Source organism: Paraburkholderia hiiakae (genome assembly GCF_904848665.1).
Classification (GTDB): domain Bacteria; phylum Pseudomonadota; class Gammaproteobacteria; order Burkholderiales; family Burkholderiaceae; genus Paraburkholderia; species Paraburkholderia hiiakae.
Window position 1 is genome coordinate 26609 of record NZ_CAJHCQ010000011.1, and the last position, 24185, is coordinate 50793.

At 62.9% G+C, this 24185-nt stretch carries 26 protein-coding genes; 18 read left to right on the forward strand and 8 right to left on the reverse strand.

Going from position 1 to position 24185, the window contains the following annotated elements:
• Window positions 1-45: 45 nt before the first annotated feature.
• Genes JMY28_RS20860 through JMY28_RS20875 form a run of 4 tightly spaced genes read left to right on the forward strand, consistent with a single transcriptional unit; the run spans window position 46 to window position 4501 of the window.
• A complete protein-coding gene (locus tag JMY28_RS20860) occupies window positions 46-1332 on the forward strand; it encodes an MFS transporter (protein WP_201697814.1) in 1287 nt (428 codons plus the stop codon).
• 26 nt (window positions 1333-1358) lie between these two features.
• Entirely contained in the window at window positions 1359-2885 is a 1527-nt protein-coding gene (locus tag JMY28_RS20865; RefSeq protein WP_201697815.1) for an amidase, read from the forward strand.
• A 2-nt stretch (window positions 2886-2887) separates the two neighbouring features.
• Window positions 2888-3241, forward strand: a complete 354-nt coding sequence (locus JMY28_RS20870) for a RidA family protein (protein ID WP_201697816.1) — start codon at window positions 2888-2890, stop codon at window positions 3239-3241.
• Window positions 3242-3268: 27 nt separating this feature from the next.
• Window positions 3269-4501 carry an NAD(P)/FAD-dependent oxidoreductase gene (locus JMY28_RS20875; RefSeq protein ID WP_201697817.1) on the forward strand — a complete coding sequence of 411 codons (1233 nt, stop codon included), beginning with the start codon at window positions 3269-3271 and terminating at the stop codon, window positions 4499-4501.
• Window positions 4502-4525: 24 nt separating this feature from the next.
• On the opposite strand, the gene JMY28_RS20880 is transcribed toward JMY28_RS20875, so the two are convergent.
• The 5 genes from JMY28_RS20880 to JMY28_RS20900 all read right to left on the reverse strand — a co-directional run bounded on the left by JMY28_RS20880 (window position 4526) and on the right by JMY28_RS20900 (window position 8936).
• Complete coding sequence (locus JMY28_RS20880; protein ID WP_201698026.1) at window positions 4526-5299, reverse strand: MipA/OmpV family protein; 774 nt, start codon at window positions 5297-5299, stop codon at window positions 4526-4528.
• Window positions 5300-5313: 14 nt separating this feature from the next.
• Window positions 5314-6219 (reverse strand): alpha/beta hydrolase, encoded by a 906-nt coding sequence (locus JMY28_RS20885; RefSeq protein ID WP_236596981.1) that lies wholly within the window; start codon window positions 6217-6219, stop codon window positions 5314-5316.
• Between the two features lie 16 nt (window positions 6220-6235).
• Window positions 6236-7012: a DUF4118 domain-containing protein gene (locus JMY28_RS20890; protein ID WP_201697819.1), complete on the reverse strand. Its 777-nt coding sequence runs from the start codon at window positions 7010-7012 to the stop codon at window positions 6236-6238.
• Between the two features lie 241 nt (window positions 7013-7253).
• Entirely contained in the window at window positions 7254-8588 is a 1335-nt protein-coding gene (locus JMY28_RS20895) for an ABC transporter ATP-binding protein (protein WP_201697820.1), read from the reverse strand.
• A gap of 207 nt (window positions 8589-8795) precedes the next feature.
• On the reverse strand, window positions 8796-8936 hold the full coding sequence (locus JMY28_RS20900; RefSeq protein ID WP_201697821.1) for a hypothetical protein: 141 nt from the start codon (window positions 8934-8936) through the stop codon (window positions 8796-8798).
• 930 nt (window positions 8937-9866) lie between these two features.
• Between JMY28_RS20900 and JMY28_RS20905 the strand changes: the two genes are divergently transcribed.
• The 4 genes from JMY28_RS20905 to JMY28_RS20920 all read left to right on the forward strand — a co-directional run bounded on the left by JMY28_RS20905 (window position 9867) and on the right by JMY28_RS20920 (window position 12850).
• Entirely contained in the window at window positions 9867-10217 is a 351-nt protein-coding gene (locus tag JMY28_RS20905; RefSeq protein WP_201697822.1) for a hypothetical protein, read from the forward strand.
• Window positions 10218-10317: 100 nt separating this feature from the next.
• The gene (locus JMY28_RS20910; RefSeq protein ID WP_201697823.1) at window positions 10318-11793 is read left to right on the forward strand and encodes a carbohydrate porin; all 1476 of its coding nucleotides are present in this window, start codon (window positions 10318-10320) and stop codon (window positions 11791-11793) included.
• 202 nt (window positions 11794-11995) lie between these two features.
• A complete protein-coding gene (locus JMY28_RS20915) occupies window positions 11996-12499 on the forward strand; it encodes a hypothetical protein (protein ID WP_201697824.1) in 504 nt (167 codons plus the stop codon).
• 153 nt (window positions 12500-12652) lie between these two features.
• The gene (locus tag JMY28_RS20920) at window positions 12653-12850 is read left to right on the forward strand and encodes a hypothetical protein (RefSeq protein ID WP_201697825.1); all 198 of its coding nucleotides are present in this window, start codon (window positions 12653-12655) and stop codon (window positions 12848-12850) included.
• Between the two features lie 7 nt (window positions 12851-12857).
• On the opposite strand, the gene JMY28_RS20925 is transcribed toward JMY28_RS20920, so the two are convergent.
• Window positions 12858-13889, reverse strand: a complete 1032-nt coding sequence (locus tag JMY28_RS20925; RefSeq protein ID WP_201697826.1) for a hypothetical protein — start codon at window positions 13887-13889, stop codon at window positions 12858-12860.
• A gap of 103 nt (window positions 13890-13992) precedes the next feature.
• Window positions 13993-14277, reverse strand: a complete 285-nt coding sequence (locus tag JMY28_RS39445) for a hypothetical protein (protein ID WP_328809435.1) — start codon at window positions 14275-14277, stop codon at window positions 13993-13995.
• Between the two features lie 425 nt (window positions 14278-14702).
• Here JMY28_RS39445 and JMY28_RS20935 point away from each other — a divergent pair, with 425 nt between their 5' ends.
• From JMY28_RS20935 to JMY28_RS20945, 3 genes are read left to right on the forward strand one after another with little or no spacing between them, the layout of a single operon-like run.
• Window positions 14703-15524 carry an ATP-binding cassette domain-containing protein gene (locus JMY28_RS20935; RefSeq protein ID WP_201697827.1) on the forward strand — a complete coding sequence of 274 codons (822 nt, stop codon included), beginning with the start codon at window positions 14703-14705 and terminating at the stop codon, window positions 15522-15524.
• Window positions 15521-16561 (forward strand): ABC transporter permease, encoded by a 1041-nt coding sequence (locus JMY28_RS20940; protein ID WP_236596970.1) that lies wholly within the window; start codon window positions 15521-15523, stop codon window positions 16559-16561. The genes JMY28_RS20935 and JMY28_RS20940 overlap by 4 nt, the downstream gene beginning before the upstream one ends.
• A 29-nt stretch (window positions 16562-16590) precedes the next feature.
• Entirely contained in the window at window positions 16591-17595 is a 1005-nt protein-coding gene (locus tag JMY28_RS20945) for a substrate-binding domain-containing protein (RefSeq protein WP_201697828.1), read from the forward strand.
• Between the two features lie 123 nt (window positions 17596-17718).
• Here JMY28_RS20945 and JMY28_RS20950 read toward each other — a convergent pair whose 3' ends face one another.
• Window positions 17719-17928 carry a hypothetical protein gene (locus JMY28_RS20950; protein ID WP_201697829.1) on the reverse strand — a complete coding sequence of 70 codons (210 nt, stop codon included), beginning with the start codon at window positions 17926-17928 and terminating at the stop codon, window positions 17719-17721.
• Between the two features lie 211 nt (window positions 17929-18139).
• Between JMY28_RS20950 and JMY28_RS20955 the strand changes: the two genes are divergently transcribed.
• From JMY28_RS20955 to JMY28_RS20985, 7 genes are all read left to right on the forward strand, one after another.
• Entirely contained in the window at window positions 18140-19147 is a 1008-nt protein-coding gene (locus JMY28_RS20955; RefSeq protein ID WP_201697830.1) for an NAD(P)H-dependent flavin oxidoreductase, read from the forward strand.
• Between the two features lie 67 nt (window positions 19148-19214).
• Window positions 19215-19514, forward strand: a complete 300-nt coding sequence (locus JMY28_RS20960; protein ID WP_201697831.1) for a YciI family protein — start codon at window positions 19215-19217, stop codon at window positions 19512-19514.
• A gap of 314 nt (window positions 19515-19828) precedes the next feature.
• Complete coding sequence (gene gor / locus JMY28_RS20965) at window positions 19829-21205, forward strand: glutathione-disulfide reductase (protein WP_201697832.1); 1377 nt, start codon at window positions 19829-19831, stop codon at window positions 21203-21205.
• The gene (locus JMY28_RS20970; RefSeq protein ID WP_201697833.1) at window positions 21198-21815 is read left to right on the forward strand and encodes a glutathione S-transferase family protein; all 618 of its coding nucleotides are present in this window, start codon (window positions 21198-21200) and stop codon (window positions 21813-21815) included. Before gor ends, JMY28_RS20970 begins: the two co-directional genes overlap by 8 nt.
• The gene (locus JMY28_RS20975; protein ID WP_201697834.1) at window positions 21812-22450 is read left to right on the forward strand and encodes a glutathione S-transferase family protein; all 639 of its coding nucleotides are present in this window, start codon (window positions 21812-21814) and stop codon (window positions 22448-22450) included. Before JMY28_RS20970 ends, JMY28_RS20975 begins: the two co-directional genes overlap by 4 nt.
• A gap of 142 nt (window positions 22451-22592) precedes the next feature.
• The gene (locus JMY28_RS20980; RefSeq protein WP_201698028.1) at window positions 22593-23564 is read left to right on the forward strand and encodes a quinone oxidoreductase family protein; all 972 of its coding nucleotides are present in this window, start codon (window positions 22593-22595) and stop codon (window positions 23562-23564) included.
• Window positions 23565-23662: 98 nt separating this feature from the next.
• Window positions 23663-24121, forward strand: coding sequence for a carboxymuconolactone decarboxylase family protein (locus JMY28_RS20985; protein ID WP_236596971.1), 459 nt, complete (start codon window positions 23663-23665; stop codon window positions 24119-24121).
• Window positions 24122-24185: the final 64 nt, after the last annotated feature.

Consider the following 24185-nt stretch of genomic DNA (forward strand, 5'->3'; position numbering starts at 1 on the left):
TATATGATAACTCGCATTTCGACTCCCTTTTGAAGGAGCAGCGTCGTGGCGTCAATTGCACTGGGAAAAGCCGGCCTTTCGAAGGGCCAGGTCATTGCCGCCACCACGCTGGGCACGGCGCTCGAGTACTACGATTTCACGATTTACAGCTTCTTCGCGATCCAGATCGGCAAGCTGTTCTTTCCCTCCGCGTCGCCGGTCAATCAGTTCCTGCTTTCCATTGGCCTCTTCGGCGTGGGCTTCGTGGTGCGGCCGCTCGGCGGCATCGTCATCGGCGCCTATGCCGACCGCGCCGGGCGCAAGCGTGCCATGGTGCTCACCATCATGTTGATGGCGCTGAGCTGTGCGCTGATTGCCTGCGCGCCGCCATACGCGGTGGCGGGCCTCGCCGCGCCGCTCATCGTGCTCGCGGCGCGCCTGATTCAGGGCTTCGCGGCGGGTGGCGAGTTCGGCCCCGGCACCACGCTGCTCGTGGAATATGCGAGCGACAGCACGCGCGCGTTCTTCGCAAGCTGGAACTTCGCGGCGACGGCGCTCGGCCTCGCGCTCGGCGCGGTGGTCGCCACGCTCGTGAACGTGCTGCTGCCCAAGGAAGCGGTCGATAGCTGGGGCTGGCGCGTTCCGTTCCTCGTGGGCATCGTGGCCGCGCCGGTGGGCATGCTGATTCGCCGCCGCCTCGAAGAAACGCTGAGCGCGGCGCCCGCGCACGGCGCACAGCGTAGCGGCGCATTGAAGGCGGCGCTCACCACCCATCTGAAACTCACGATACTCGGGACCTTCGCGGAGCTGGGTGGTTCGGTGTCCATCTACATCACGGCGTTTTTTCTGCCGAACCACGCCGTGCGGGTGTTGCATCTTTCGTCCACGGCGGCGGTCACGTCGGGCGTGGTCAGCTCGCTCGTGCTGTTCGTCGCTGCACCGCTCGTGGGCAAGCTCGCCGACCGCTACACCCGCAAGCGCGTGCTGGTGATCTCGCGCGTCGTACTGCTGCTGAGCGTCTATCCGGCGTTCGCATGGCTTTCCGCCGCGCCTTCCATGGCGCTGCTCTGCGCGGTCTCCGCTTTCCTTTCCGTGTTCGTGGCGGGGCAGGTCGTGCCGGTGCTCGTGATGATCCCCGAACTATTCCCGCGCGAAGTGCGCGCCACCGGCATTGCACTCACCTATGTCGTGAGCGCCTCGATCTTCGGCGGATTTTCGCCACTTGTGGCAAGCTGGATCGTTGCGCGCACAGGTAATCCGCTCGCGCCCGCCTGGTATGTCGCGGCTGCCTGCGCCATTTCGCTGATCCCGCTCGTCTGGCTGCGCGACCGTACCGGCGAGGCCATCGGCTGAACACCACTTCATCAGGAAACCGAACGATGCTTGACAAGACCGAACTGGTCAGTCTGTCCGCCGTCGAACTGCGCCGCCTGATCGGCGCAAAAGCCATTTCGCCCGTTGAACTGCTCGATGCGTGCATCGAGCGCATCGAAGCCGTCAATCCGGCCGTCAACGCAATTACGGCGACATGTTTCGACGCCGCGCGCGAAGCGGCCAAAGCTGCGGAGCAGGCCGTCATGGACGGCAAGCCGCTCGGCCTGCTGCACGGTTTGCCGCTTGGCGTGAAGGATCTCGAAGATACGGCGGGCCTGCTCACGACCTACGGCTCGCCGATGTCGCGCGGCCACGTGCCTTCTCGCGACGTGGTGCTCGTGGAGCGCCTGCGCGCGGCGGGCGCGATTCTCGTGGCGAAGACGAACGTGCCGGAGTTAGGCGCTGGCGCGAATACGCGCAACCCCGTGTGGGGTGCGACGGGCAATCCGTTCAACCCCGCGCTCAATGCCGGCGGCTCGTCGGGCGGGTCGGCTGCGGCGCTCGCGTGCGACATGCTGCCGGTTTGCACCGGCTCCGACACTGGCGGGTCGCTACGCATACCCGCCGCGAAATGCGGCGTCGTGGGCTTTCGTCCGTCGCCCGGACTCGTGCCCAATTCGCGGCGCCTGCTCGGCTGGACGCCGATCTCGGTCGTCGGTCCGATGGGGCGTGACGTCGCCGAAACGGCGCTGCAACTCGCGGCAACGGCGGGCGAATCGGCGGGCGATCCGCTGAGCTACGCCGTGGACGCCAACGCGTTCGCCTTTCCCCCGCATATCGATCCGTCTACGCTGCGCATCGGCTATACCGAAGACTTCGGCTGCTGCGACGTCGACCCGCAGATTCGCGCCGTGTTCCGCGCGCGCATGGCGCAACTCAAACGCATCGTCCACACGTGCGAGCCCGTGGAGTTCGATCTTGGCGACGTGCATCGCTGCTTCGACGTGATCCGCGCGGAAAGCTTCGTCGCAGGCCTGCATGCGGCGTACACGCGTGACCCGGGCGCGCTCGGTCCGAACACGCGCGCGAACTATGAAATGGGCGCGAAGATGTCGCTCTCGGACAGTGCGTGGGCGCAAGCCGAGCAAACGCGCATCTTCCAGCGCTTCCAGAGTGCGTTCGCCCGCTACGACGTGATCGTTTCGCCCACCACGCCGGTTACGCCGTTCCCGTGGAGCGAACTGTATGCCGCGCAGATCGACGGCCGCGCGCAGGAGAATTACTATCGCTGGCTCGCGCTTACCTACGTCGTCACGCTCACCACGCATCCGGCGCTCGCGCTGCCGTGCGGCGTGGATCACGCGGGCATGCCGTTCGGACTCCAGATCGTGGGCCCGTTCCGCGGCGACATGAAGACGCTCTCGGTCTCGCAGGCGCTGGAAACGGCGTTTTCAGCGTATCCTGATCTGCGTCGTCCGCGCCCCGATCTCGCACGTTTGGCACAAGCCAATCCGTCGCTGACTTCCATCGTGACGGCACCTCCCATTGACAACCCAACCGGTAGCGACGCTGCCGGTCTTTCGGCGGTATGAACATGAGCAACGACATTCAAAGACTGCAAACGAACGCGCGCATGAGCCAGGTCGTGATCGCGGGTGGCGTGGTCTATCTCTCGGGCCAGGTGCCCGATACGGCAGGCGCACCGATCGACGTTCAGGCAACCGAAATTCTCACGCGCATCGACAAGCTGCTCGCATCGGCGGGCGTGGACAAAACGCGTGTGCTGACCGCTAACGTGTGGCTGAGCGACCCGAAGCATTTCGACGCTTTCAATGCCGTATGGGAAGCCTGGGTTGCGCAAGGGCACGCGCCGACGCGCGCCTGCGTGCAGGCATTGCTGATGCGCCCGGGCCTCGACGTCGAAGTGGCCGTCACCGCGCTCGCGTGAGCGCCTTCGAGCCAGGAACATTGCGTGATGAAATTCGATTCGGTCGTGCTTGGCGGCGGTATCGTCGGTGTGTCGGTGGCTTTGCAGTTGCAGCGGCGCGGCCTTTCGGTCGCGCTCGTGGACCGCAGGGCGCCGGGCAATGAAACATCGCACGGCAACGGAGGATTGATTCAGCGCGAGGGTGTCTACCCTTACGCTTTTCCGCGCGAGCTTTCTACGCTGCTGCGCTACGCGCGCAACCGCTCGACGGACGTGCGCTATCACCCGGGCGCCATGCCCAGGCTGCTGCCATTTCTCTATCGCTACTGGCACCATTCGCGCGCCGACCGGCACGCCGGGATCGCGCGCGCGTATTCCACGCTCATCGAGCACTGCGTGACCGAGCACCGCTCATTGATCGAGGCGGCGGGGGCAGAGGCGCTGTTGCGCACCAACGGCTGGATGAAGGTGTTTCGCAGTGCGGCCGCCATGGACGCCACCGTGGCCGAGGCGCAGCGCTGGCAGCGCGAGTACGGCGTGGGCCACGAGGCGCTGGACGCCGCGGCGCTGCGCACCGCCGAGCCCGCGCTGAGCCACACGCTGGTGGGCGGCGTGCGCTACACCGATTCCGATTCGGTTAGCGATCCGAAGGGACTGGTCACGGCGTACTCGAAGCTCTTCGAGCAACTAGGCGGCCGTGTGCTGGTTGGCGACGCCGCGACGCTCGAACCGTCGTGGCGCGTCATGACACAGGACGGGCCCGTGCTGGCGAAGTCGGCGGTCATCGCCATGGGGCCGTGGTCGGGCGATATCACGGCGCGGCTGGGCTACGCGTTGCCGCTTGCCGTGAAGCGCGGCTATCACATGCACTACGCGGTGGCGGATGGCGCGAAGCTGAACCAGCCGGTGCTCGACGCCGAAGCGGGCTTCCTGATTACGCCGATGCTGCGCGGCACGCGCCTCACGACCGGCGTCGAACTCGGCTTGCGCGACTCGCCCAAAACGCCCGTTCAGCTCGAAGCGGTCGAACCGCTCGCGCGCGGCATCTTCCCGCTGGGCGCGCGGCTCGATGCCGAGCCGTGGCTGGGCCGCCGCCCCTGCACGCCCGACATGATGCCGATCATCGGGCCGGCTCCCGGGCACGACGACCTCTGGTTCGCCTTCGGCCACGCGCACCACGGTCTCACACTCGGCCCGGTCACGGGGCGCCTGATCGCGGAAATGATGACGGGCGCGCCGACGGTGGTGGACCCTCGGCCATTCCGTGTCGAGCGGTTTTGACTCGGCGCGACGCGGCGCGTGCGGTCAGAACCGGTAATTGAGCCCCGCGAAAGCCGTGATTTCGCGGCGGCTCTCGGTGATCGGGCTGTCGGCGGCGTAGTGCTGAAGGCGTCCGAATGTCGCGTTCACCGAGCCGACCCAGTGCTTCGAAAAGTCGTGCGTCATGTAGAACGTCATGTGCAGATCGCGAATGCCGGCGCCGGGCGAGTAGGCCGGCAAGCCGGATGCCGCGCTCTCGTCAGGCGTCACGCCGAATAGCGTGCGCGTGTAGACGCCGTTGGCCCACGTGAGCCCCGGTCCCACTGAAAACAGCCACCCCGTTAGCGGCAGCGACACATAAAGGTCCGCCGTCGCCGTCGTTCCCTGCCCGTGGCCACTGATGTCCTGATACATGGCAACGGCGCCTGTGAACGCCCACAGCGTGTAATCGGCGAAGAGGCGCAGCTTCGGGCCGTCATCGACATTGCTCAGGCCGTGCAGATGCGGGTCGTCCGACACGGTGCGCGACTGGAAATCGAAGCTCAGCGAAGCGCCCACATGGTAGTTCGGCGCGGAAATCACGTTCACGCCCAGCACGTCCGGCCCTTGCGAGAAGAAGCGGTCGCGGTACGAGATGTCGAGCGACGGGAACGGATAGAACTTCATGTGGCGCGCGCCCGGATACTCAGGCGCGAAATACGCGCCGGGGCCGATCGATATTTTCCACGGCGAGTCGGTTGCGGCGGGATTGGACGTATCGGTATCGGCCCATGCGTGCGAGGCCAGGGTTAGCGCGGCGACGCACGCCAGCCCTTTCATTGCTACGGACAGCTTCACGTATTTTTCCTTCCCACCGCCGCCAGTTGGCGCAGACGCCGGGCGAGCGCCTTGGAGACGACCGGCGCGTCCTTCGCGCTGCGCGCGACTTCGCTCTCGCGCAGAAACAGAGCCGTTTCGCGCGCAACGATCTCGCGTTCGTTGTCCGAGGTGATCATGTGGTACGAATCGTCGAGCCACAGCGTGCGCAGGAAGTTCGAGCCGATACGGTCGATCACGTGGCGCGGATTGCGCGGGCTCGACGTTTCGTCGTCGATTGCGTGGATCACGAGCGTGTCGTTTTCGATCGCGGGAACATCTTTGCGCGCGGCGCGCGCGAGGCGCAGCGCCTGATGCAGCGCGGGCAGCGCAATCGTCGAAGGGCCGACTTCGCTGAAGTCGCTGCGTTGCATGGCGCGCGCGATTTTCTTGCGCAGCGCTTCGTTACGCACACCGAACGGTTCGGCCTCGCGATAGCGGTAGCGATGGCGTAGCGGCGTGAAGTACGCCCAGTCGAGCAGGAAGCGATACCACGGGATCGCCCAGCCGTCGTAGGCGAGCGTGAGCGAGAGCAGGACGAGCGACTGCGCGGCGGGCCGCTCGCGAATCAGACGCAGCGCGAGCGCGCCGCCGATCGAAAGGCCGCAGATCGAGACGCGCTCGTAGCGTGCCGCGAGAGCATCGAACTCGCGCACGGCGTTTTCGACCCATTGCTCCATCGGCAACTGGCCCGTGCCAGCGCTATACCCGTCGATGACGGGCGCGCACACCGTGAATCCTTCGCCTTGCAGATAGCGCGCGAGATAGCGCAGTTCGATCGGCGAGCTGGACAGGCCGTGAAGCATGAGGACGGCGTGGCCGTCGCCTTCGCAGAAAAAGCGCGTGGACTGCACGGCTGGCGCCTCGGTGGCGGCCAGCTCCATTTCGAGCGTCGCCATGTCAGCTCTCCGTGCGCAGCACGAGAAAATCGCCCGCGTGAGTGGTGAAGCGTTCGCAGCTGCAATTGGCGTGCCGGTACTCGCGCTTGTGCTGTTCGCTGCGCAGACGCACGCGATGGTGGCCCGGCGAGAGTGAGTGCGTCAGGCGCTGGACATCGTCGGGATGCAGTGCGCCGAAGAGCGGGCCGGGCGCGACTTCGGCGGCGGCCGGCAGCGCTTGCGACATGCTCTGCCCCACGCTCGCGCGCTGGGCGGCATTACGCTCGAGCCCCTTGATGAGGATGAAGCCATCATGATGCTGCGCGAGGTGGCGCAGCAGCCGATGCGTCTCATCGACGGCGCGGCGTGCCAGCGCGCGCTCGTTGTCGTGACGCAGCAGCAATTCGTAGCGGGACTGCGCGACCGAGGCGATCAACTGCGCGCGAAACTGCTCGCGCCGCAGACGCTCGATCAGCGTGATCACGATCGCCGTGACGAGCGGATAGGACACCAGCAGGATCAGATCGTGGGTGTCGAGGAACGTAATGTAATTGTAGGGCGGCACGAACATATAGTCCGCAATGGCGAGACCGAGCACCATCACGGTCAGCGCAGGCGCGAGGCCGAGGAAGTATTCGACCAGCGAAGCGGCAATACAGAACGTCGTGCCCGGCATCATCGGGCCGAGCAAGGGATGGAGGGCGAAGCGGACGGCACTCGCAAGCGCGAGCGCGCCAGCGGCAATACACCAACGGCGCGGGCCTCTTGGCGCCCAGAGGCGGGCGTTACGGACTTTCATGATTTCCCGGGTCGCCCGCCACGTGACGGGCCGTCGCGCGCGTATTGCTCATGGGCAATCGCTGACGCTTTAGTTGTAAGCAGTGCAAGGAATTCGACAGGAACGGCAAGACGGAGCGGCGGTGACCGACCAGTCACCGTCAGCGCTCTGACAGAATTTTCGCGTTCGGAATATTACCACCGTTTACAAACATGCGATTGGCGACGCCACGTCACCGGAAAGTCGTAGCGGGACTCGGGCGTCAGGATTCCACATCGGCCAGGCTGAATATCCCGGTCTTGTCGTTATACGAAAAGATCTCGGCGTAGCGGCCCCAGGCGATCACGGCGTCGAGCGTTTCCTGCGCGGCGTCGTCGGCAAGCAGGTCCTCCAGTTCCTGCTCGAAGCGCACGCGCGGCGCGCGATGTCCGGGGCGCTCACCCAGCACCGTATGGATTCGCGCGGCCAGCGGCACGTTGCGCAGCAGATGCTCGGCGAACATCAGCTTGCGCTCCTGCGTACTGAATTCGTTGAAGGTCTTGCCCGCGTGCGTGAGGACCACGTCGCCTTCGCTAACCTCCGCAAAGCCGAGGTGCTGCAGCATTTCCGCAATCGGGAAGAGGTCGTCGACTTCGAGTTGCAGCGTACGGGCGATTTCCGGCATGTCCGCGCGCCCGTTGTAGGGCGCCGCAGCCAGGGTTTCGATCAGGCCCGCCATCAGGTTGATCGACACGCCGGGCAGCCAGCTGCCCGCCTCGAGCTCGGGTTTCGCCGGCCCGCCCGGCTGGCGCGCGGTCATCTTCGCGTAGATGTCGTCCACGAGCGTGCGAAACACCGGATCGAGACGATTGCGCGGGTGCTTGAACGGCACCTTGATTTCCGCCGACACGCGTCCCGGGTTCGACGAAAGCACGAGAATGCGGTCGCACATGAACACCGCTTCCTCGATATTGTGCGTGACGATCAGCACCGACTTGATCGGCAGACGCCCTTGCGTCCACAGGTCGAGCAGATCGGTGCGCAGCGTTTCAGCGGTCAGCACGTCGAGCGCCGAGAACGGCTCGTCCATGAGCAGGAGCGTGGGGTCGACCACGAGCGCGCGCGCGAAGCCCACGCGCTGGCGCATGCCGCCGGAAAGCTCGCGCGGGTAGGCGTTTTCGAAGCCGTCCAGACCGATCAGGTCGATGGCGGCGAGCGCGCGCTTGCGACGCTCATGCGGGCCGACGCCGATCGCCTCCAGTCCGGCCTCGACGTTTTCCAGCACGGTGAGCCACGGGAACAGCGCGAAGGTCTGGAACACCATCGCGACACCTTCGGCCGGACCGCTCAGTGGCTTGCCGAGGTAGTTCACGTTGCCGCTCGTTTGCGGGATCAGGCCTGCAATGATGCGCAGCAGCGTGGACTTGCCGGAGCCCGAACGGCCCAGCAGGCCGACGATCTCGCCTTCGCACAGCGTGACGTTCACATCGTCGAGCACCAGTTGCTCGCTCGGGGTCTTGCCGAAGCCGCGGCACACGTGCTGGACGCACAGCACTTCCTGGCCGGTGCCAGGCGGCGTCTGCAGCACGCCGGGAGAGATTGTTTTGAGGTTTTGCATGAGATTCGTACTCAATCAAGGCAGAGCCGGGACTCGGAATACGCGTATAGCGGGCGGGGCAGCGCGCGGTTGAAACGCGTGGCGACCACTCGATTCATGGCGAAACGAAAAGGCCGTGAAAGGAAATGTTCAACTCACGGCCCCGCTCAGTGAGCGCCACCGCTTTTTCAACGATGGCGGATCTTCGTGACCGGAGTTTGGCAGAACTTAGGAAAACCGGGACTTGAGGCGGCGCCACAGGTCTTTCAATGTGTGACGGGGGACAGGGTCGAGCGACAGCAGCGCTTCGTAGTGGGGGCGCGCCTCGTTGACGTGAGGCAGGTGCGACAAAAGCAGACCGAAAATCATGATGTTTCTCCGGACATCTGGCATGGATGGGCGAGTGCAAAGCCCGCAGACGTCCGCTCGCCGCGCAGCGGCGCGGTTGCATGGGGCTACGTGCTTTCCTCGGGCAAGACTGAAGGCAAGCGGTAAGGACAACTGTCACTGTCGGGCATATTGGCTCCTTTTCATGCTGGGCGAACGCCAGCGCCCCCGGTACGACGCGGGGCAGAGGCGAACGGCGGCCGCGGGCGCAAGCGCTCGCAAGGTTGTGCCAATGCGAACGCGTGCGAAGCCCGCGTCGGCATGGCGCTACGGTTTGGGGTGCACGAAGGAAGACTGCTACGGCGCGCACCGTCTGCCTGCTGGCAGGACGGCGGCTCGGGAAAGGGAGCGGATGTCCTGCCGGTCAGGCAGCGAAACTATTCGAAGATCGACTACTGCTACTGTCCAAGGCATCAGCCCCATTGAGAAGACGGGCGAATTCTAGTCTCGGTAAAAACGCGAAGTCAATCAAAATTGCTAAGCAGAGCAGAGATTCAATTCTGAAGGTTGGAGAAACGCGATTGAAAGGAACTGGAGTCTGCGGCGCTGTTGCCGGCAAGCCGCGCCTTATGCTTTTTTTACTTGCGTTTTTATCTGCGTGCCCAATACAATCCGCCCCGTCACAGCAAAGGAGTCCTCCGTGGACGCATGTTCCAGTAGTGGAAGTCCGATGCCGGCCAGCGCCGGCAGCACAACCGCGAGATAGTCGCCGCAGGTTCGCTCCTTCGCCGCTAACTCGCTTACGCCGGGTTAGCGCGCTTCGTTACCGACTGGTCTCGGTCGCCATTGCGACCAGTCTCTCAGCAGCACGCTCCCTCTGATCGATTGCCATTTGCAAATTTGCAAGCTTGCTTGCAGGAATGGCTGCGCTTTCGCATTTCGTCCGCTTCTCGAAGCGGCCAACGCGGAGGGATGATGTTCGTCTTTCTCTTTCCTGTCTTTCAACTGCGCGCGTTGCGTGCTGGCTGCCGTCGCGCACGAATTCTGCTGGCCGCGGCGGCGCTCGCCTGCCTGCACGGCTTCGCTCCCGCGGCTGCGGTTCGCGCCACGCCCGCTAGCGCGCGCCGCCGTTCGCTACACCTCGCACGCCGCGCCGCGCATATGGCGGCACGCGGCGCGCTGCGCACCGTTCACGCGGGGCATCCGCTCACGCCCACGGGTTACGCGTTTCTCGGCGCGACCGTAGCGGCGGCCGCGCTGGTCTCGCTGCTGTGCGCGTGCGAGCCGGAGCGACCTTTATGGCCGCGTTCGCGCTTCGCGTAGAAAACCTGCGCGCCGGACACCGTTTCATCAAGCTTCGCAGGCACGCTCTGCGTTGAACAGCGGACTCGTGTCCGCGATTTACTACAGCCCCACAAATACTATGAAAAACACCCTCAAGAGCAGGCTGCTCGGTTCGGGCGGCCCCATCACGCTGAGCGCTGTCCTCTCACTGGGCATCGTGCCTGCCGCCTTCGCGCAGACCAGCGGGGAAGGTTCGCCCGCTCAACCTGCCGCTTCGCCGGCTTCCTCATCCGGCACAGCGGATCAGCAACAAGCGAGTGCCGCCGATCAGAGCGCTGCTGCGCCCACGGGCCTTTGGGAACGTTCGAACCTCTTTGGCGATATGGGTGGTTTGCGGCCCTGGCTCGCGCAGTATGGCTTGTCGTTCGGCCTGCAGGAAACCAGCGAGTATATGGGGAACGTGAGCGGCGGAACGAGTCGTGGGGGCGCCTATCAAGGGCTCACTGAGTTCAGCCTCGGCATGGATACACAAAAGGCGTTCGGATTGCCGGGCGGCATCTTCAACGTCTCCGGCTTTCAGATTCACGGCACGAGCCTGAGCGCGCGCAACCTGCAAACGCTGCAGAGCGCGAGCGGCATCGAGGCCGATGCCTCGACCCGCTTGTGGGAGCTGTGGTACCAGCAGACGCTGCCCGGCGGCAAGGTCGACGTGAAGGTCGGTCAACAAAGCCTCGACCAGGAGTTCATGATCAGCCAGTACGCGAATACGTTCATGAACGCGACGTTCGGCTGGTCGGTGCTGCCGTCTGTCGATCTGCCGGGGGGCGGCCCCGCGTATCCGCTTTCATCGCTCGGCGTACGCGTGCGCGCCACGCCTACGGACGCGATCACCGTGCTTGGCGGCGTATTCGATGGCAACCCGGCGCCGGGCCAGGGCGATCCGCAAAAGCTCAACGCGAGCGGCACGAATTTCAACCTGGGCAACGGTGCACTGGTTATCGGCGAGATTCAGTACGCAATCAATCAGCCGTCGACCAATGGTTCGGATACCAAATCAAATGGAATGCCTGGCACTTACAAGCTTGGCTTCTGGTACAACAGCAACCGTTTCTCCGATCCGGCAACGGGCCTGTCGGGCGTAGGCGGCCCGGTTAGCTATCGCGGCAACTACAGCATTTATGCCGTGGCGGACCAGATGGTGTGGCGGCCGAGCGCCGATAGTCCGCAGTCGGTGGGCGTGTTCGCGCGCGTGATGGGTGCGCCCGGCGACCGCAACCTCGTGAACCTCGGAGTCAACGCGGGCGTGACGCTCAAGGCGCCGTTCAAGGGACGCGACAACGACGTGGCAGGCCTGGCCGTGGGTTACGCGCACATCGGCTCGCATGCACAGGATTACGCGAGCGCCCAGGCAGCCTCGACGCCGGGCTACCCATCGCGCAGCGCCGAGACGGTTCTGGAAGCGACGTATCAGTACCAGATCGCGCCGTGGTGGCAATTGCAGGCGGACTTTCAGTACTTCTTCCGGCCTGCCGGCGGCATTCCGGACCCGCAGAATCCGTCGCGACGCATTGGCGACGAGGCAGTGCTCGGCCTGCGTACGACGGTCGTTTTCTGATTGGAAAACGTCGCACCTGCCGCAGGATTCGCGGCGGCAGGTGCGTGCAGGATGACGAAGTGCTGAGTTGCGTGCGTGAAGATGCGAACGAAAGACGAGGGAAGACCCCGATTGGTCGTACTTGTGATTGATCTAGACTCCAGGGGCGAGTGCTGCGCAGCTATTCGATGCGGCACCAGTTTCCAAACGCAGATTTCGTTCCATGAAGCATCCGACCCAGGGATGGCTTTTGGGTGTCTTTCTTCTGGCGCTCGCCAGCGTCTCGGCGGCCGAGCCCGTCAAGGCGGCGCGCACCCAGAAGCCTGTCCAGAAGCACATCCAGAAGTACGCGAGGGGCCACGCCCCGAAACACGCCGTCGCGGCCGCGCCTGCGCCGGCGGCGCCAGCCGTCTCCCTCCCTGCAATTGCGAAGCGCTACGAATACCAGTCGCCGTTTGAAAGGCAGTACGCCGCGCAGCTGGCGAAAACCACCGCTGTAACGCCTGGCACTCCGGACGACACCGGCGGCACGCTCGATTCAGGGACCAACGGGGCGCGCACGCCCGGAGCCCAGGTCGATAGTAATGGGGTCCCGAACCAGGCGCTTCATCCGCAAACGCCGCCGCTCGTCACGGTTGGCGACTGGGATCTCTCCGCCGATGCGCACCTTCCGCTCACGCGCTCGCATGATACGGGTGCGGCTATCAGCGCCCGGCATGGGTTCTAGAAAAATCCCCCCGCCACCCACTTCCTTACCGCCGAGCGGTAATCGGTAAGGCATTGCCGTTGTCACGCGTTGCTCCCGGGAATGCGAATGAGGCGAGCCAGTAAGCTGACAAGCTCACATCTCGCAAAAGAATCCTCCCCGGACTCACGCCTTATGTCACAACGACGCCCAACCTGTTCGCGCATCCTGGGTCAACTCCTGCTCCCGGTGCTGCTCAGCTCGACGCTGATGCTGCAGGGCTGCGCCACGACCGCGGAAAATCTTGCCCTGGGTTTTGGTCTCGGCTCGGTCGGTACCGTCTCCGCGCTGGGCTGCCTGCTCGCCTGCCAGATGAACGACGCGCGCTGGTAACCGGCGCTCAGTAGTACATCCACCGCCCGTACTGCGGCGACCAGTACACCCAGCGTGCCGGCGGTTGCTGGTACTGCGCACCCCAAGGTGCGGGCGGCGGGTAGTACGCGGGCCGGGGCTGCGCGTACGTGGGCTGCTGCTGCGGGTATTGCTGCTGGGCGTACTGCTGCTGGGCGTATTGCTGCGCGTACACCGGTTGCTGCTGTTGCGCATAAGCGGGCGGCTGAGCGTAGGCCGGCCGCTGCTGGGCATACGCAGGCGGCTGCTGGGCATAACCGTACGGCTGAGGCGGCGGCGCGTATTGTTGGGCCTGCTGCTGGGCCGGTGGCGGGACCCGTGGTTGCGGCGGCTGGGAGTAGGGTTGGGCGTAACCCTGGCCTTGCGTCGAGTAGATCTGCGCGGAGCGCGGCGGCTCCGACTCGTCGACGGCTTCGTCGTTCGCCAGCGATTCCGGCGGCGCAACCTCGTCCTGCGCGGGCGGCGTTGTCGCAACAGCGCGGTGGTTCGCGCTTGCCTGCGCATAGGCGCGGGGCTGCGATTGCCGCTCAGCAGGGGCGGGCGCCGCGTTGGCATTGGCGACGTTCGCGCGCGCGTTCGTCTGCGCGGGAGCCGCCGCTTCGGCCGGCGCCGCGGCGGTGGAGTCCTGCACGTCTTGCGCCGCTTGCGCTTCCTGCGTCCCTTGCGCGCTCTGTCCGCCTTGTTCATCCCCGAGCGGCTTGACCACGACCGGCACGGTCATCACCGTCGAGACCTCGCCCGCGTCGTTATATGTGTGCTTGATGTCGAGGATCGGCTTCTGGGCTGCCACGCCGGCGGCCTTCTTCGCGGGCGCTGTAGCCGGCGCCGCGGCAGGCGCAGGTGCCCCCGTTTGCGCCATCTCCTCTTTGGCTGCCTTGTAGCCCCGGTCATAGGCCGCCTGGACTTCGCGGTCCTGCGCCGCGGTCTCTTCTTCCTTGCTATAGGCGTGGGACGCTGCCGATATTGCGCAGCCCACTGCAAGCAATGCGATGGCTGTCGCGTGCCTTGCGGTTGTGTCCATGGCGGGACCTTTAATTCTGTTATCCGATGATCTCATCGTACTACGCGGCTGATGACATTCAAGCGGCGGGAAACCCCTTGGGTATGCAGCCGAACGCAAGCGCTCAACCCGGCGACGCTTGCGCCGGCAACCGCTGCCGGAACGCGGCGAGGCGTGTGCTTTCGGGCACGACGCGCCTGCCGTCGGCCGCCGCCGAAATGGCGAGCGCCGCGCGATCGAACGAGGGACGCGGGCGGCCCGTCATCGGCAGGCTGTTCGCGGCGAACCCGTCGCGCCAGGTCACACGGCTCAACGGGCTGTCGATCGAACGGCAACTTGTATTCATACGGTGACGATGGCCGTAAAGGCCGCTCTTGCCGGCGTCGTGCGCGCGGTCGATCCCGAACAACGGACGAGGTTCGGATTGAGTAACAGAATGCGCGCAGCAGGCATCTGATTCGTAGCCGCGGTGCGGACAGATCAAAGCGGATTCGAGTCCTTATCCAATTGAGCGCTGGCCGATGCGATTTTCGTGGCGCGAAGTTTTGCTGCATTGCGTAAACGGCGCAAATAGCGGTTCGATCGGCGTCGGCAATTCGTCATCAATAACCGGTGCTTCGATCCCTTACGTTTCGTATTCAGGTGCCCAGGACTAGTGGTTTCCCGATGTAATAAGCGGTATCGTCAGGCGATTCTTGAACTAGACTTTAAGTCTTGCTGAATTCCAGAGACTTTCCAATGTAAGTTGATGCGGCGATCGATAAGCAAAGGGGAAAGTTTTATGGCTATCGTCGTACACAACATCACTGTGGGCCATGCGAGCCGGAGCGTAGCGTGACGGCGAGCGATGCCGCGCCCGCTACGAGCGCCTGGCGGCATATCGTGCGCGCCCAGGGCATCAGCCTGTCCTACGGCAAGATACGCGCGCTTTCCAGCATCGACCTCGCCATTGGGCGAAACGAGATCGTCGGTCTGATCGGCGATAACGGCGCGGGTAAATCAACGCTCATCAAGGTGCTGACCGGTGTCGTGCGGCCGAGCACGGGCAAGCTGTTCATCCGGGACAAAGAGGTCGACTGGAGGCGCTTTTCCGTGCGCGAGGCGCACCGATTACGCTTCGAGACGGTCTATCAGGAGAAATCGCTAGGAGAGAAGCAGCCGCTGTGGCGCAATTTCTTTGTTGGCCGGCAAATCACCAACCGATTCGGTTTTATCAATGTTGCCGAAGAACGCCGCATTGCCAACGATATTTTGAAGCATCAGCTCGGTTTCCGCGGCGAGGGAATCGACGCGGATTCATTGATTGCGAAACTCTCCGGTGGCGAGCGTCAGGGTGTCGCGATCGGACGGGCGATGTATTTCGAAAGCGATCTGATCGTTCTCGATGAACCAACGGTGGCGCTTGCCATCAGCGAGGTGCGCAAGGTTCTCGACTTTGTGCGATCGATCAAGGAGTCCGGTCGCGCCTGCATCTACATCGAACATAACCTTGCCCACGTGCACGAGCTTGCCGATCGACTGGTCGTGCTCGATCGTGGCCGGATCGTCGCGGATATCAAGTCAGGTGAGATGAGCCTGGAAGAACTCACGCGGTATTTGATTTCGCTGCAGCAGAGCGGACACGGGCCGGCGCCGGTTGCGGGGACAAGGACGTGAGTGATCCGATAAAAGAAAAACGGCCGGCGCGATTCGTGTGTTTTCGCCTGCCGGATTTTGCTCGCATGGAGGGATTGCCGAGCCTGGTCGTGTTTGCGTTGGTGGTCGGCCTGTTCATGGCAACCGCACCGCGCGTCTTTTTAGGCTGGCCAATCTATTTCTCCTTCCTGACCACCGTGCCGCCGCTGGCGGTATTGGCGATCGGGCTGACGCTGGTGATTGCGGCGGGCGAGATCGATCTGTCTTTCCCCTCGGTAATGGCATTTTCGGGCTTTCTGTTCGCCTGGTGCGTGAACACCACCGGATCAGCCTGGCTCGCCATTATTGCGGCGTTGGCTGGCGGCGCGCTGGTCGGCGTGGTGAACGGGGTGTTGGTCGCGGTGGTCGGTGTGCCGTCAATCATCGTGACAATTGGCACGCAGTTCCTCTGGGCGGGTGTTGCCTCGATCCTTTCCGGCGGGCTCTCCAATGCGCTACAGCAACTCGCCAGCGGTTCAGCCTATGCAGTATTCGCGGGCACATTGTTCGGTGTGCTACCGATGCAAGCGCTCTGGGCGCTCGGGCTCGCAATATTCATGTGGTTCATCCTGAATCGCCACCGTTTTGGCGAGCACGTGCTGTTCATCGGAGACAACCGCAACGTGGCGAAGGTCGTCGGCATCAATGTACTGCGTGAGACGGTGAAGTTGTTCACGCTGATGGGTGTGCTGGCCGGTTTCGCCACAGTCTTGCTCACGCTCGAGAATCTGAACTATTTCTCGACCCAGGGGCAAGGCTACCTGCTGCCGGCGCTGGCCGGTGTGTTCATCGGCGGAACGTCGGTGTTCGGAGGCACGGCAACGATCGTGGGTACTTTCTTCGGCACTTTCGTGATTGGCATGCTGGAGGCCGGAATCGTTGCGACCGGTATCGCCGGCTTCTGGGTGCAGGCGATCGAAGGGGTGGTGTTCATCGTTGCAGTGATCCTGCATCTGTTGGTTGAGAATCCCGCCAGGCTACGCGTGTTGCGCGAAAAATTCAGGCTTGGGCGGCGATAAAGCCGTTAAATCAGGAGATAGGAGCAGAAATGATCAAGATCATGACGGGAATCCTCCTGGGGGCGAGCGTGCTTGCGTTCGGCCTCGCGCCGACTGCCGGTGCCACTGAGCCGACCACGACGGGGCAGCTTGGCGCCGGTATGACGATGTATATGCAGATGGGCGGAAACCCCGGCGACGGCGCGACGCTACCGCGTCAGACCGGGGCTGCGGACGCGGGCCATGCCTTCGGCATCAAGGTGATCGAACAGTTCTCGGCCTGGAGCCCGGAGACGATGCTTGCGCAGTTTCGCCAGGCGATGGCGGCGCATCCCACATGTATTGGCATCATGGGCCATCCGGGCGATCCAGCCTTCGCACCCCTGATCAAGCAGGCGGCAGACCAGGGCATTATCGTTACGGTCGGCAATACGCCGCTACCCGACAACCAGAAGCTCTACGACGCGAAAGGCTTCGGCTACGCCGGCGTAGAACTCTACGTAGGCGGGCAGATTACCGCTCAAGCGATGCTCAACGCTGGGCTCAAGAAGGGTGACGAGGCGCTCGAATACGGCGTCTTCAACGAAAGTGTGCGCAGCCAGTCTGACCGTGGCCTTACAGAGACGCTGGAAAAGGCCGGCGTGAAGGTAACCCGGCTCAATATCTCACCTCAGGTGGATGCCGACTCATCGCTCGCCGTGCCGATCCTGGTCGCCTTTATCCAGGCGCACCCTGATCTGAAGGCGATTGGCACTCAGCACGGCGGCGTGACCGGGTTCATTCCGCAGGCGCTTCAGCAGGCCGGCAAGAAGCCGGGGCAAATCATCGTGGGTGGCATCGATCTGGCGCCCGCCACGATTGCCGGGCTGCAGAGCAAATACCTCACCGCGACGCTCGACCAACAACTGTATCTGCAGGGCTTCCTGCCGGTCACGCAGTGCGTGCTCTCGGCTGCTTATCATTTCGCCGGACTGACCATCAACACCGGCGCAGGTGTCCAGACACCCGCGACGATCGACTCGCTCATTCCGCTGATCAAGCGCGGGATCCGCTGAGGGGCTGGCGTGTGGGATACCAGGCGATCGGCGATGCGGGCCATGCAATGTCGCGACTCGGCTAGACGCGCAGTGGCATGAGCCCCGCACGAACCTCCTGCGAGAACAACAATCAGGCGATGCTTACAGGCTGCTGAACAGCCCGGTTGTGTTGCTGCCTTTTTTCGCGAGCGCGAAGAGCGTGCTGACCGTCGTTGGCTTGCTCCTGGCGCTCTCTCTCAAGACTCCCCCCTCCAAACCCAGGGCGATGCAGTTCTTATCGCTCCGCGGACGGTCCGCGCTCATCAGACGATGCAGCGACCAGTCTGGCGCCGCCTCGCCAAATCGCTTCAAGCCAATTCTCGATTTTTTCGAATCGCCTGAAGGTCTATCAAGTTTGAGGGTAGTTATCCCGCCAGGAAAGAGGTTTATCTTGCAGTCAATGCAAGCGGGATCCCACTCACCCGGAGCCGTCGAAGCTGCGGACCTGAAAGCAGTCAGGTGAAGTTGAATGGACCCGGGATGACACCTTAGGCGCTCGATCTGAGCGTGGAGATAAGCGGATATGCCTTTTGAAACAGCGTTGACGAAAGCACTGGATTTACGTGTACCGGTCCTGGCGGCGCCTCTCGGGCGAGGCTCGAGCGCGGAATTTCTCGCAGCAGTGGCCGGGAGCGGCAGCTTTGGCTTTACCGCGCTGGCGCACATGCCGGAAGACGCGGTAAGCGGCGAGCTTGCGAAAATGCAGCGAGCCACGAACGGTCGGTTTGGCGCGAATCTGACGCTGGTCGTTGACCAGCGCAAGCGGCTCGCCGCTGCATTGGATGCAGGGGTACGCGTATTTTCCGTGTGGCAGGGCGATATCGAACCCTATGTTCGCCTAATCAAGGATGCGCACGGGCTTGTGTTCTGGACGGTGGGTACCCCGGCGGAGGCGGCGCGAGCAAAGGATCTGGGCGTCGATTTTATTGTTTCCCAGGGACGCGAGGCAGGCGGGCATTTCGTGGGAAGTGCGCCTACGATGTCGCTCTTGCCGGCTATCGTCGACGCCGCCAAAGGGGTACCCGTGGTGGCCGCCGGTGGTATTGCGGAGGGACGGGGCCTGGTCGCCGCGATGGCGCTCGGCGCCTGCGGGGTCTGGATGGGAACGCGGTTCGTCGCGAGCAAGGAATCGGCCAACCATCGCGGGTACAAGGAGCGGGTTGTCGCGGCTCGCGCGACAGACCTCGTGGAGACCGAGATCTTCGATCCGGTCGGGCAGGAGTGTCCGCATTGGGTGATACGCAATTCCACATACTCCAGGTGGGAGGATGCGGGGTGTCCGCCCAACGGCCAGCGACCAGGGGAAGGCGAGCAGATATCGCGCTTTCCAAACGGAAAGCCGCTCTATCGCTATAACGCCGCGGCTGCCTGGGACGCCATGGAGGGCGATTGGGAGGCAAGTCCGCTCTATGCCAGCGCAGCGGTCGAACTCATACACGATTTGAAGTCGGTCGCCGAAATCGTTGCGGAAATCGAGGCGACGGCGGAAGCGGCGCTCGATAAAGCCGCGCAATTACGGACCGGTCGCTAAAGCGATCCCGCAAGGAAAGGTCCACAGCAATGCGGGCTATCCATCTCCCACACACCAAGGAGTTTCAATGTACTTCGCTATCGTCGCGATCGACCGACCCGGAATGACTGAAGTCAGAGCCAGGACGCGCCCGGCTCACCGTGAATACCTGCGTACGCTGCCTGATGGCGTGGTGTACAGACTGGGCGGACCGCTCATGGCGTCAGACGGCGCGACGGCGATCGGCACGTTGCTCGTGATCGAAGCGCCAGACCTCACGACCGCTGAACGGTTCTCGGCCGGCGACCCTTACAGCAAGGCGGATATCTTCGCGCAGGTCTCCGTCAGGGCTTGGGATTGGGGAACGGGCAACCCGGACAGGGCATGAGGGCGATAAGGCCAAAGCGTTGAGCAAGGGCTTCCTTGCACTGCGCGCGAACGACAAGATCCTGGCGCTGGCCGGGTCGCGCGCAATCCTCATCTGTCTTGCAGAGTAACCTGGAAGCGCGCGGCTCCCCGGCGATCGGCTCACGTCGGGCGTCGACGCTCCAGGTTGCCTTGACGCTTCGAACGTACAAAAAGCGCTCGGGAGCCTGGCACTGCTGATTATTTCATTTACTCAACGCGCCGTTGGCTGTCCTTTCGGCGGTACCCGAGAAGCACTGCAGAGCTTTCGATTTTCGCAACATCCGGGAATTCTCCATGAGCGCATACGACTTTGACCTGTTCGTGATAGGCGGTGGATCGGGCGGCGTCCGCGCAAGCCGTATAGCGGCAGGTTATGGCGCGAAAGTCGCTGTCGCGGAAGCGTACAGGCTCGGCGGCACATGCGTCATTCGTGGCTGCGTGCCAAAGAAACTGTTGATGTACGCAGCGCAATTCGGAATGGCGCTCGAGGAGAGCAAGGGATTCGGCTGGCAGGTGCCGGACGCTTCACACCAGTGGGAAAGCCTGATCCGTGCGAAGGACACAGAAGTGGACCGTCTGGAGCATGTCTATGAGGGGCTACTCGGCAGCGCGGGTGTCGAAGTGTTAAAGGGGAAAGCAACGATCGTTGGCCCGCACGAGGTTCGCGTGAACGATGTGCGGTTTACAGCAGATCACATCCTGGTCGCCAGCGGAGCGACGCCAGAGTTGCCACAGATTCCCGGCGCCGAACTGATGATGACGTCCGACGACGTGTTGGCCATGGAGCATGCTCCAGAAAGAATCGCAATTGTTGGCGGCGGATATATCGCCTGCGAATTCGCCGGTATTTTCAAGGGCCTGGGATCAAGCGTGTGGATGGTCCATCGTGGCTCGAAGCTGCTACGCGGATTCGACGAACAGGTGCGGGAGCATATTGGAAGCCAACTGGCGGCGAACGATATCCAGATGCGACTTGCCAGTACAGTCGATGCAGTCGAGCGCAAAGGCAATGCGTACCTGCTTTACCTCGCTTTTGGGGAGATTCTGGAGGTGGACCTGGTGATGGCCGCCACAGGGCGAAGACCGAACACAGACGGTTTGGGCCTCGAACGTGTCGGCGTGCAGGTCGACGCGCGCGGAGCGATCCCGGTGGATAGCTATTCGCGCACGTCGAGCGATCACGTCTACGCGGTGGGTGACGTGACGAACCGCCTTAACTTGACGCCCGTCGCTATCCACGAAGGCCACGCTTTTGCCGACACCGTCTTCGGCAACAGGCCCCGTCGAACCGACCATGATGGCGTTCCGTTCGCCGTATTCAGTCAACCGCAAGTCGCCGCGGTGGGTCTCACCGAGGAAGAAGCGTGCGCGAAACACAGCGCCGTTCGCGTGTACAGCAGCACGTTTCGTCCAATGCGGGCTGCACTTTCCGGGCGAAACGAACGCGTCCTGGTGAAACTCATTGCGCACGCGACGACCGATCAAATCCTGGGTGCACACATCGTTGCCGCGGACGCCGCCGAGATCATTCAAGGCATTGCGATCGCGCTCAAGGCGGGAGCAACGAAGGCGGACTTCGACGCGACACTCGGTGTCCACCCGAGCGTGGCGGAAGAGTTCGTCACGCTAAGAGATGCAAGAATTTCAAGCAGGAGAGGAAACGATGATTGATCTATATGCCTGGGGGACACCCAACGGAAGAAAGGTTTCCATCGCTTTGGAAGAGCTATGGATCCCCTTCAAAGTGCACATGGTGGATATCACGAAGGGCGAGCAATTCGAGAACAGTTTTCTCGCCATGAATCCAAATAACAAGATCCCGGTGATTGTCGACCCGAAAGGACCGCAGGGGAAGAAGATCACGCTGTGCGAATCCGGGGCGATTCTAATTTATCTCGCCGACAAGACGGGAAAATTGTTGCCGCCCTCCGGCGTCGAACGTCACGAGACGATTCAGTGGTTAATGTTCCAGATGGGCGGTATCGGCCCGATGTTCGGGCAGACGCATCATTTCCGCCGCTACGCGCCACAGGAGACATATGGCCTCCAGCGCTACACGACGGAAACCCATCGACTGTACAAGGTATTGGACGGCCGCCTCGCAAAATCGGAATACGTCGCGGGTAATGAATACTCCATTGCCGATATTGCGATCTACCCATGGGTGGCGCGTTTTGAATTACACCAGATCGCGTGGGAAGCAATTCCAAACGTGAAGCGTTGGTACGATTCGATCGGTTCGAGGACCGCTGTACGGCGAGGCATGGAGATTTTGTCATGACAACCAGTGAGGCTTTGACGGTTCTCGGCAGGAGCAACTCCTCCAACGTGCAAAAGGTCATGTGGTTGCTTGATGAAATCGGGCAGCCATGCGTGCGCGTGGATGTGGGCGGCCAGTTTGGTGGCAACAAAGCCGCCGATTATCTCGCGAAGAATCCGAATGGCGTCGTTCCTACGTTGATTCATGGAGACGCCGTGGTATGGGAGTCGAACACGATACTGCGATATCTCGCCCATTATTTTCGCGCGGACAGCTTGTATCCAACTGACCCCGTTGGTCGTTCGTGGGTCGATCGCTGGATGGACTGGCAGTTGTCGTCCTTAGGGCCGGCGAACCGAACGCTCTTTCAGAGAATTGTCCGAACACCGCCCGAACAGCGCCGTCAGGACGCCATTGAGGAAGCCCGTGCCCAAAATGCGGAACTGTTCGGTCTGCTCGATGGTTATCTCGAGCGATCGGAATATCTTGGCGGCGCATCTTTCTCGATTGCAGACATCGCGGTAGGGCCGTTGGCGTACCGCTGGCTAACGCTCCCGGTGGAACGCCCGAATTTGCACCATGTAAAGCGATGGTACGACCTGCTTTGCAAACGTGATGCGTTCCAGAAGCACGTAATCGAGATCGGGTTGAGCTGACCTGCAGCTAAACAGGCGCGATTATCCGGCAGCGCCTGAGAGTCTTTCCAGTTGAGGCAGGTTTATTCCGGCGCCCATCGACGGTATCTTCATTCGTACATCTACGCAATCTACAAGTCTTAGCCACCTGAAGGAGACAATGATGCCCTATGCCATCCGCGTTCGCGAGACCGGCGGTCCCGAGAAGCTGCTCTGGGAGGAGATTGCTGTTGGCGATCCCGGCCCGGGACAAGCGCGCATTCGCCAGACGGCCGTCGGCGTCAACTTTATCGACATCTACTTTCGCGCCGGGCTCTACGATCAGCCGCTGCCCTTCATCCCGGGGCGCGAGGCCGTTGGCGTAGTCGAGGCAATCGCACCTGACGTGACTTCGCTGAAACTGGGCGACCGTGTTGTCTATAGCGGCGTCCAAGGCGCCTATGCGCAGGTTCGGCTCGTGCCGGCAGATCGCCTGGTCAAGGTGCCGGATGGCATTAGCGACGACGTCGGTGCGGCGCTGATGCAAAAGGGCATGACTGCCCAGTTCCTGTGCCGCCAGACCTACCGCGTTGGCAAGGGCGACACGATCCTTGTGCACGCCGCCGCGGGTGGCGTGGGCCTCGTGCTGTGCCAGTGGGCCAAACATCTAGGCGCAACCGTTATCGGCACTGTATCGACCGAGGAAAAGGCAGCGCTCGTGAAGGCCCACGGCTGCGACTATCCGCTGGTGCATGGGAAGGACGATTTCGTCAAAGCGGTGAAGGAGATCACGGGCGGCGTCGGCGTGCCGGTTGTCTATGACTCGATTGGTAAGGATACCTTCATGCAGTCGCTCGACTGTCTCAGGCCGCGCGGGCTGATGGTGCTCTTTGGTCAGTCGTCCGGCCCGGTGCCGCCATTCGACCTCAGCATTCTCGACAAGAAAGGCTCGCTGTACCTGACGCGGCCCACCCAGAATGCGTATCTGCCGACGCGCGCGAAAGTCGAGGAGGGTGCCCAGGAGGTGTTCGACGTGGTGCAGTCGGGAGCGGTCAAGGTTCACATCAACCAGCGCTTTGCGCTCAAGGACGCGGCTGACGCGCATCGTAGCCTGGAGTCCCGCAAGACGACCGGTTCGCTGGTTCTGCTGGCCTGAGGCGCCGCGCCGCCGGCGCTTGAAGCTGCATCGCGAGCCGGTGGCATCGGTCGTTGCGAAGATAAGGATAACGAAGTTACAACGGAAGGAATATCTCGATGGCACACATCAGCCTGGACATGGATGCGGTAAGAAGCGAATTCGGTCCGTATGCGGATACACAAACGCCTCTCGCTGAACGCGAGCAGGCTTACAAGGACCTCGTCGGCTTCGTGCCGCCACGCATCGCCGCCAGACTGGCCGTGACGGGTGCGCTCGACCCTGCACTCCTTCGCTTGCAGGAAGAGGTGCGCCATCACGCTTTGTATCCCGACTGCTTCGATACGAAGACCGCCCAGCTTATGGTGTTCGGCATGCTTCTCGCCAAACTGCTCGACGCGGCCATGTTGCACGCGCGCGCTGCGCGTCGAGCAGGCGCTACGTGGGAAGAGATGCAAGCGGTAGTGAGCCTGGCTTACCTCTATGGTGGAATTCCGTGCGCAAATCGCGGTGCGGAGATCATGGCTCAGTTGGCCGAGGCTGAGAGCAAGGACCGGCGCGATACCGCCGCCAAGTAGGCCAACCACGGCGAAGTTCGTAAAAACCTGGGGTAGATCGCGCGACACACACGCGACGTGCCCC

Coding starts and splice junctions, on each gene's coding strand:
- JMY28_RS20975 (WP_201697834.1), top strand. CDS start 21,812: ATGACAACCAGTGAGGCTTTGACGGTTCTCGGCAGGAGCAACTCCTCC.
- JMY28_RS20985 (WP_236596971.1), top strand. CDS start 23,663: ATGGCACACATCAGCCTGGACATGGATGCGGTAAGAAGCGAATTCGGT.
- JMY28_RS20910 (WP_201697823.1), top strand. CDS start 10,318: ATGAAAAACACCCTCAAGAGCAGGCTGCTCGGTTCGGGCGGCCCCATC.
- JMY28_RS20905 (WP_201697822.1), top strand. CDS start 9,867: ATGATGTTCGTCTTTCTCTTTCCTGTCTTTCAACTGCGCGCGTTGCGT.
- JMY28_RS20890 (WP_201697819.1), bottom strand. CDS start 7,012: ATGAAAGTCCGTAACGCCCGCCTCTGGGCGCCAAGAGGCCCGCGCCGT.
- JMY28_RS20900 (WP_201697821.1), bottom strand. CDS start 8,936: ATGATTTTCGGTCTGCTTTTGTCGCACCTGCCTCACGTCAACGAGGCG.
- JMY28_RS20875 (WP_201697817.1), top strand. CDS start 3,269: ATGAAATTCGATTCGGTCGTGCTTGGCGGCGGTATCGTCGGTGTGTCG.
- JMY28_RS20920 (WP_201697825.1), top strand. CDS start 12,653: ATGTCACAACGACGCCCAACCTGTTCGCGCATCCTGGGTCAACTCCTG.
- JMY28_RS20895 (WP_201697820.1), bottom strand. CDS start 8,588: ATGCAAAACCTCAAAACAATCTCTCCCGGCGTGCTGCAGACGCCGCCT.
- JMY28_RS20955 (WP_201697830.1), top strand. CDS start 18,140: ATGCCTTTTGAAACAGCGTTGACGAAAGCACTGGATTTACGTGTACCG.
- gor (WP_201697832.1), top strand. CDS start 19,829: ATGAGCGCATACGACTTTGACCTGTTCGTGATAGGCGGTGGATCGGGC.
- JMY28_RS20885 (WP_236596981.1), bottom strand. CDS start 6,219: ATGGAGCTGGCCGCCACCGAGGCGCCAGCCGTGCAGTCCACGCGCTTT.
- JMY28_RS20960 (WP_201697831.1), top strand. CDS start 19,215: ATGTACTTCGCTATCGTCGCGATCGACCGACCCGGAATGACTGAAGTC.
- JMY28_RS20870 (WP_201697816.1), top strand. CDS start 2,888: ATGAGCAACGACATTCAAAGACTGCAAACGAACGCGCGCATGAGCCAG.
- JMY28_RS20945 (WP_201697828.1), top strand. CDS start 16,591: ATGATCAAGATCATGACGGGAATCCTCCTGGGGGCGAGCGTGCTTGCG.
- JMY28_RS20980 (WP_201698028.1), top strand. CDS start 22,593: ATGCCCTATGCCATCCGCGTTCGCGAGACCGGCGGTCCCGAGAAGCTG.
- JMY28_RS20880 (WP_201698026.1), bottom strand. CDS start 5,299: ATGAAAGGGCTGGCGTGCGTCGCCGCGCTAACCCTGGCCTCGCACGCA.
- JMY28_RS20925 (WP_201697826.1), bottom strand. CDS start 13,889: ATGGACACAACCGCAAGGCACGCGACAGCCATCGCATTGCTTGCAGTG.
- JMY28_RS20865 (WP_201697815.1), top strand. CDS start 1,359: ATGCTTGACAAGACCGAACTGGTCAGTCTGTCCGCCGTCGAACTGCGC.
- JMY28_RS20915 (WP_201697824.1), top strand. CDS start 11,996: ATGAAGCATCCGACCCAGGGATGGCTTTTGGGTGTCTTTCTTCTGGCG.
- JMY28_RS20970 (WP_201697833.1), top strand. CDS start 21,198: ATGATTGATCTATATGCCTGGGGGACACCCAACGGAAGAAAGGTTTCC.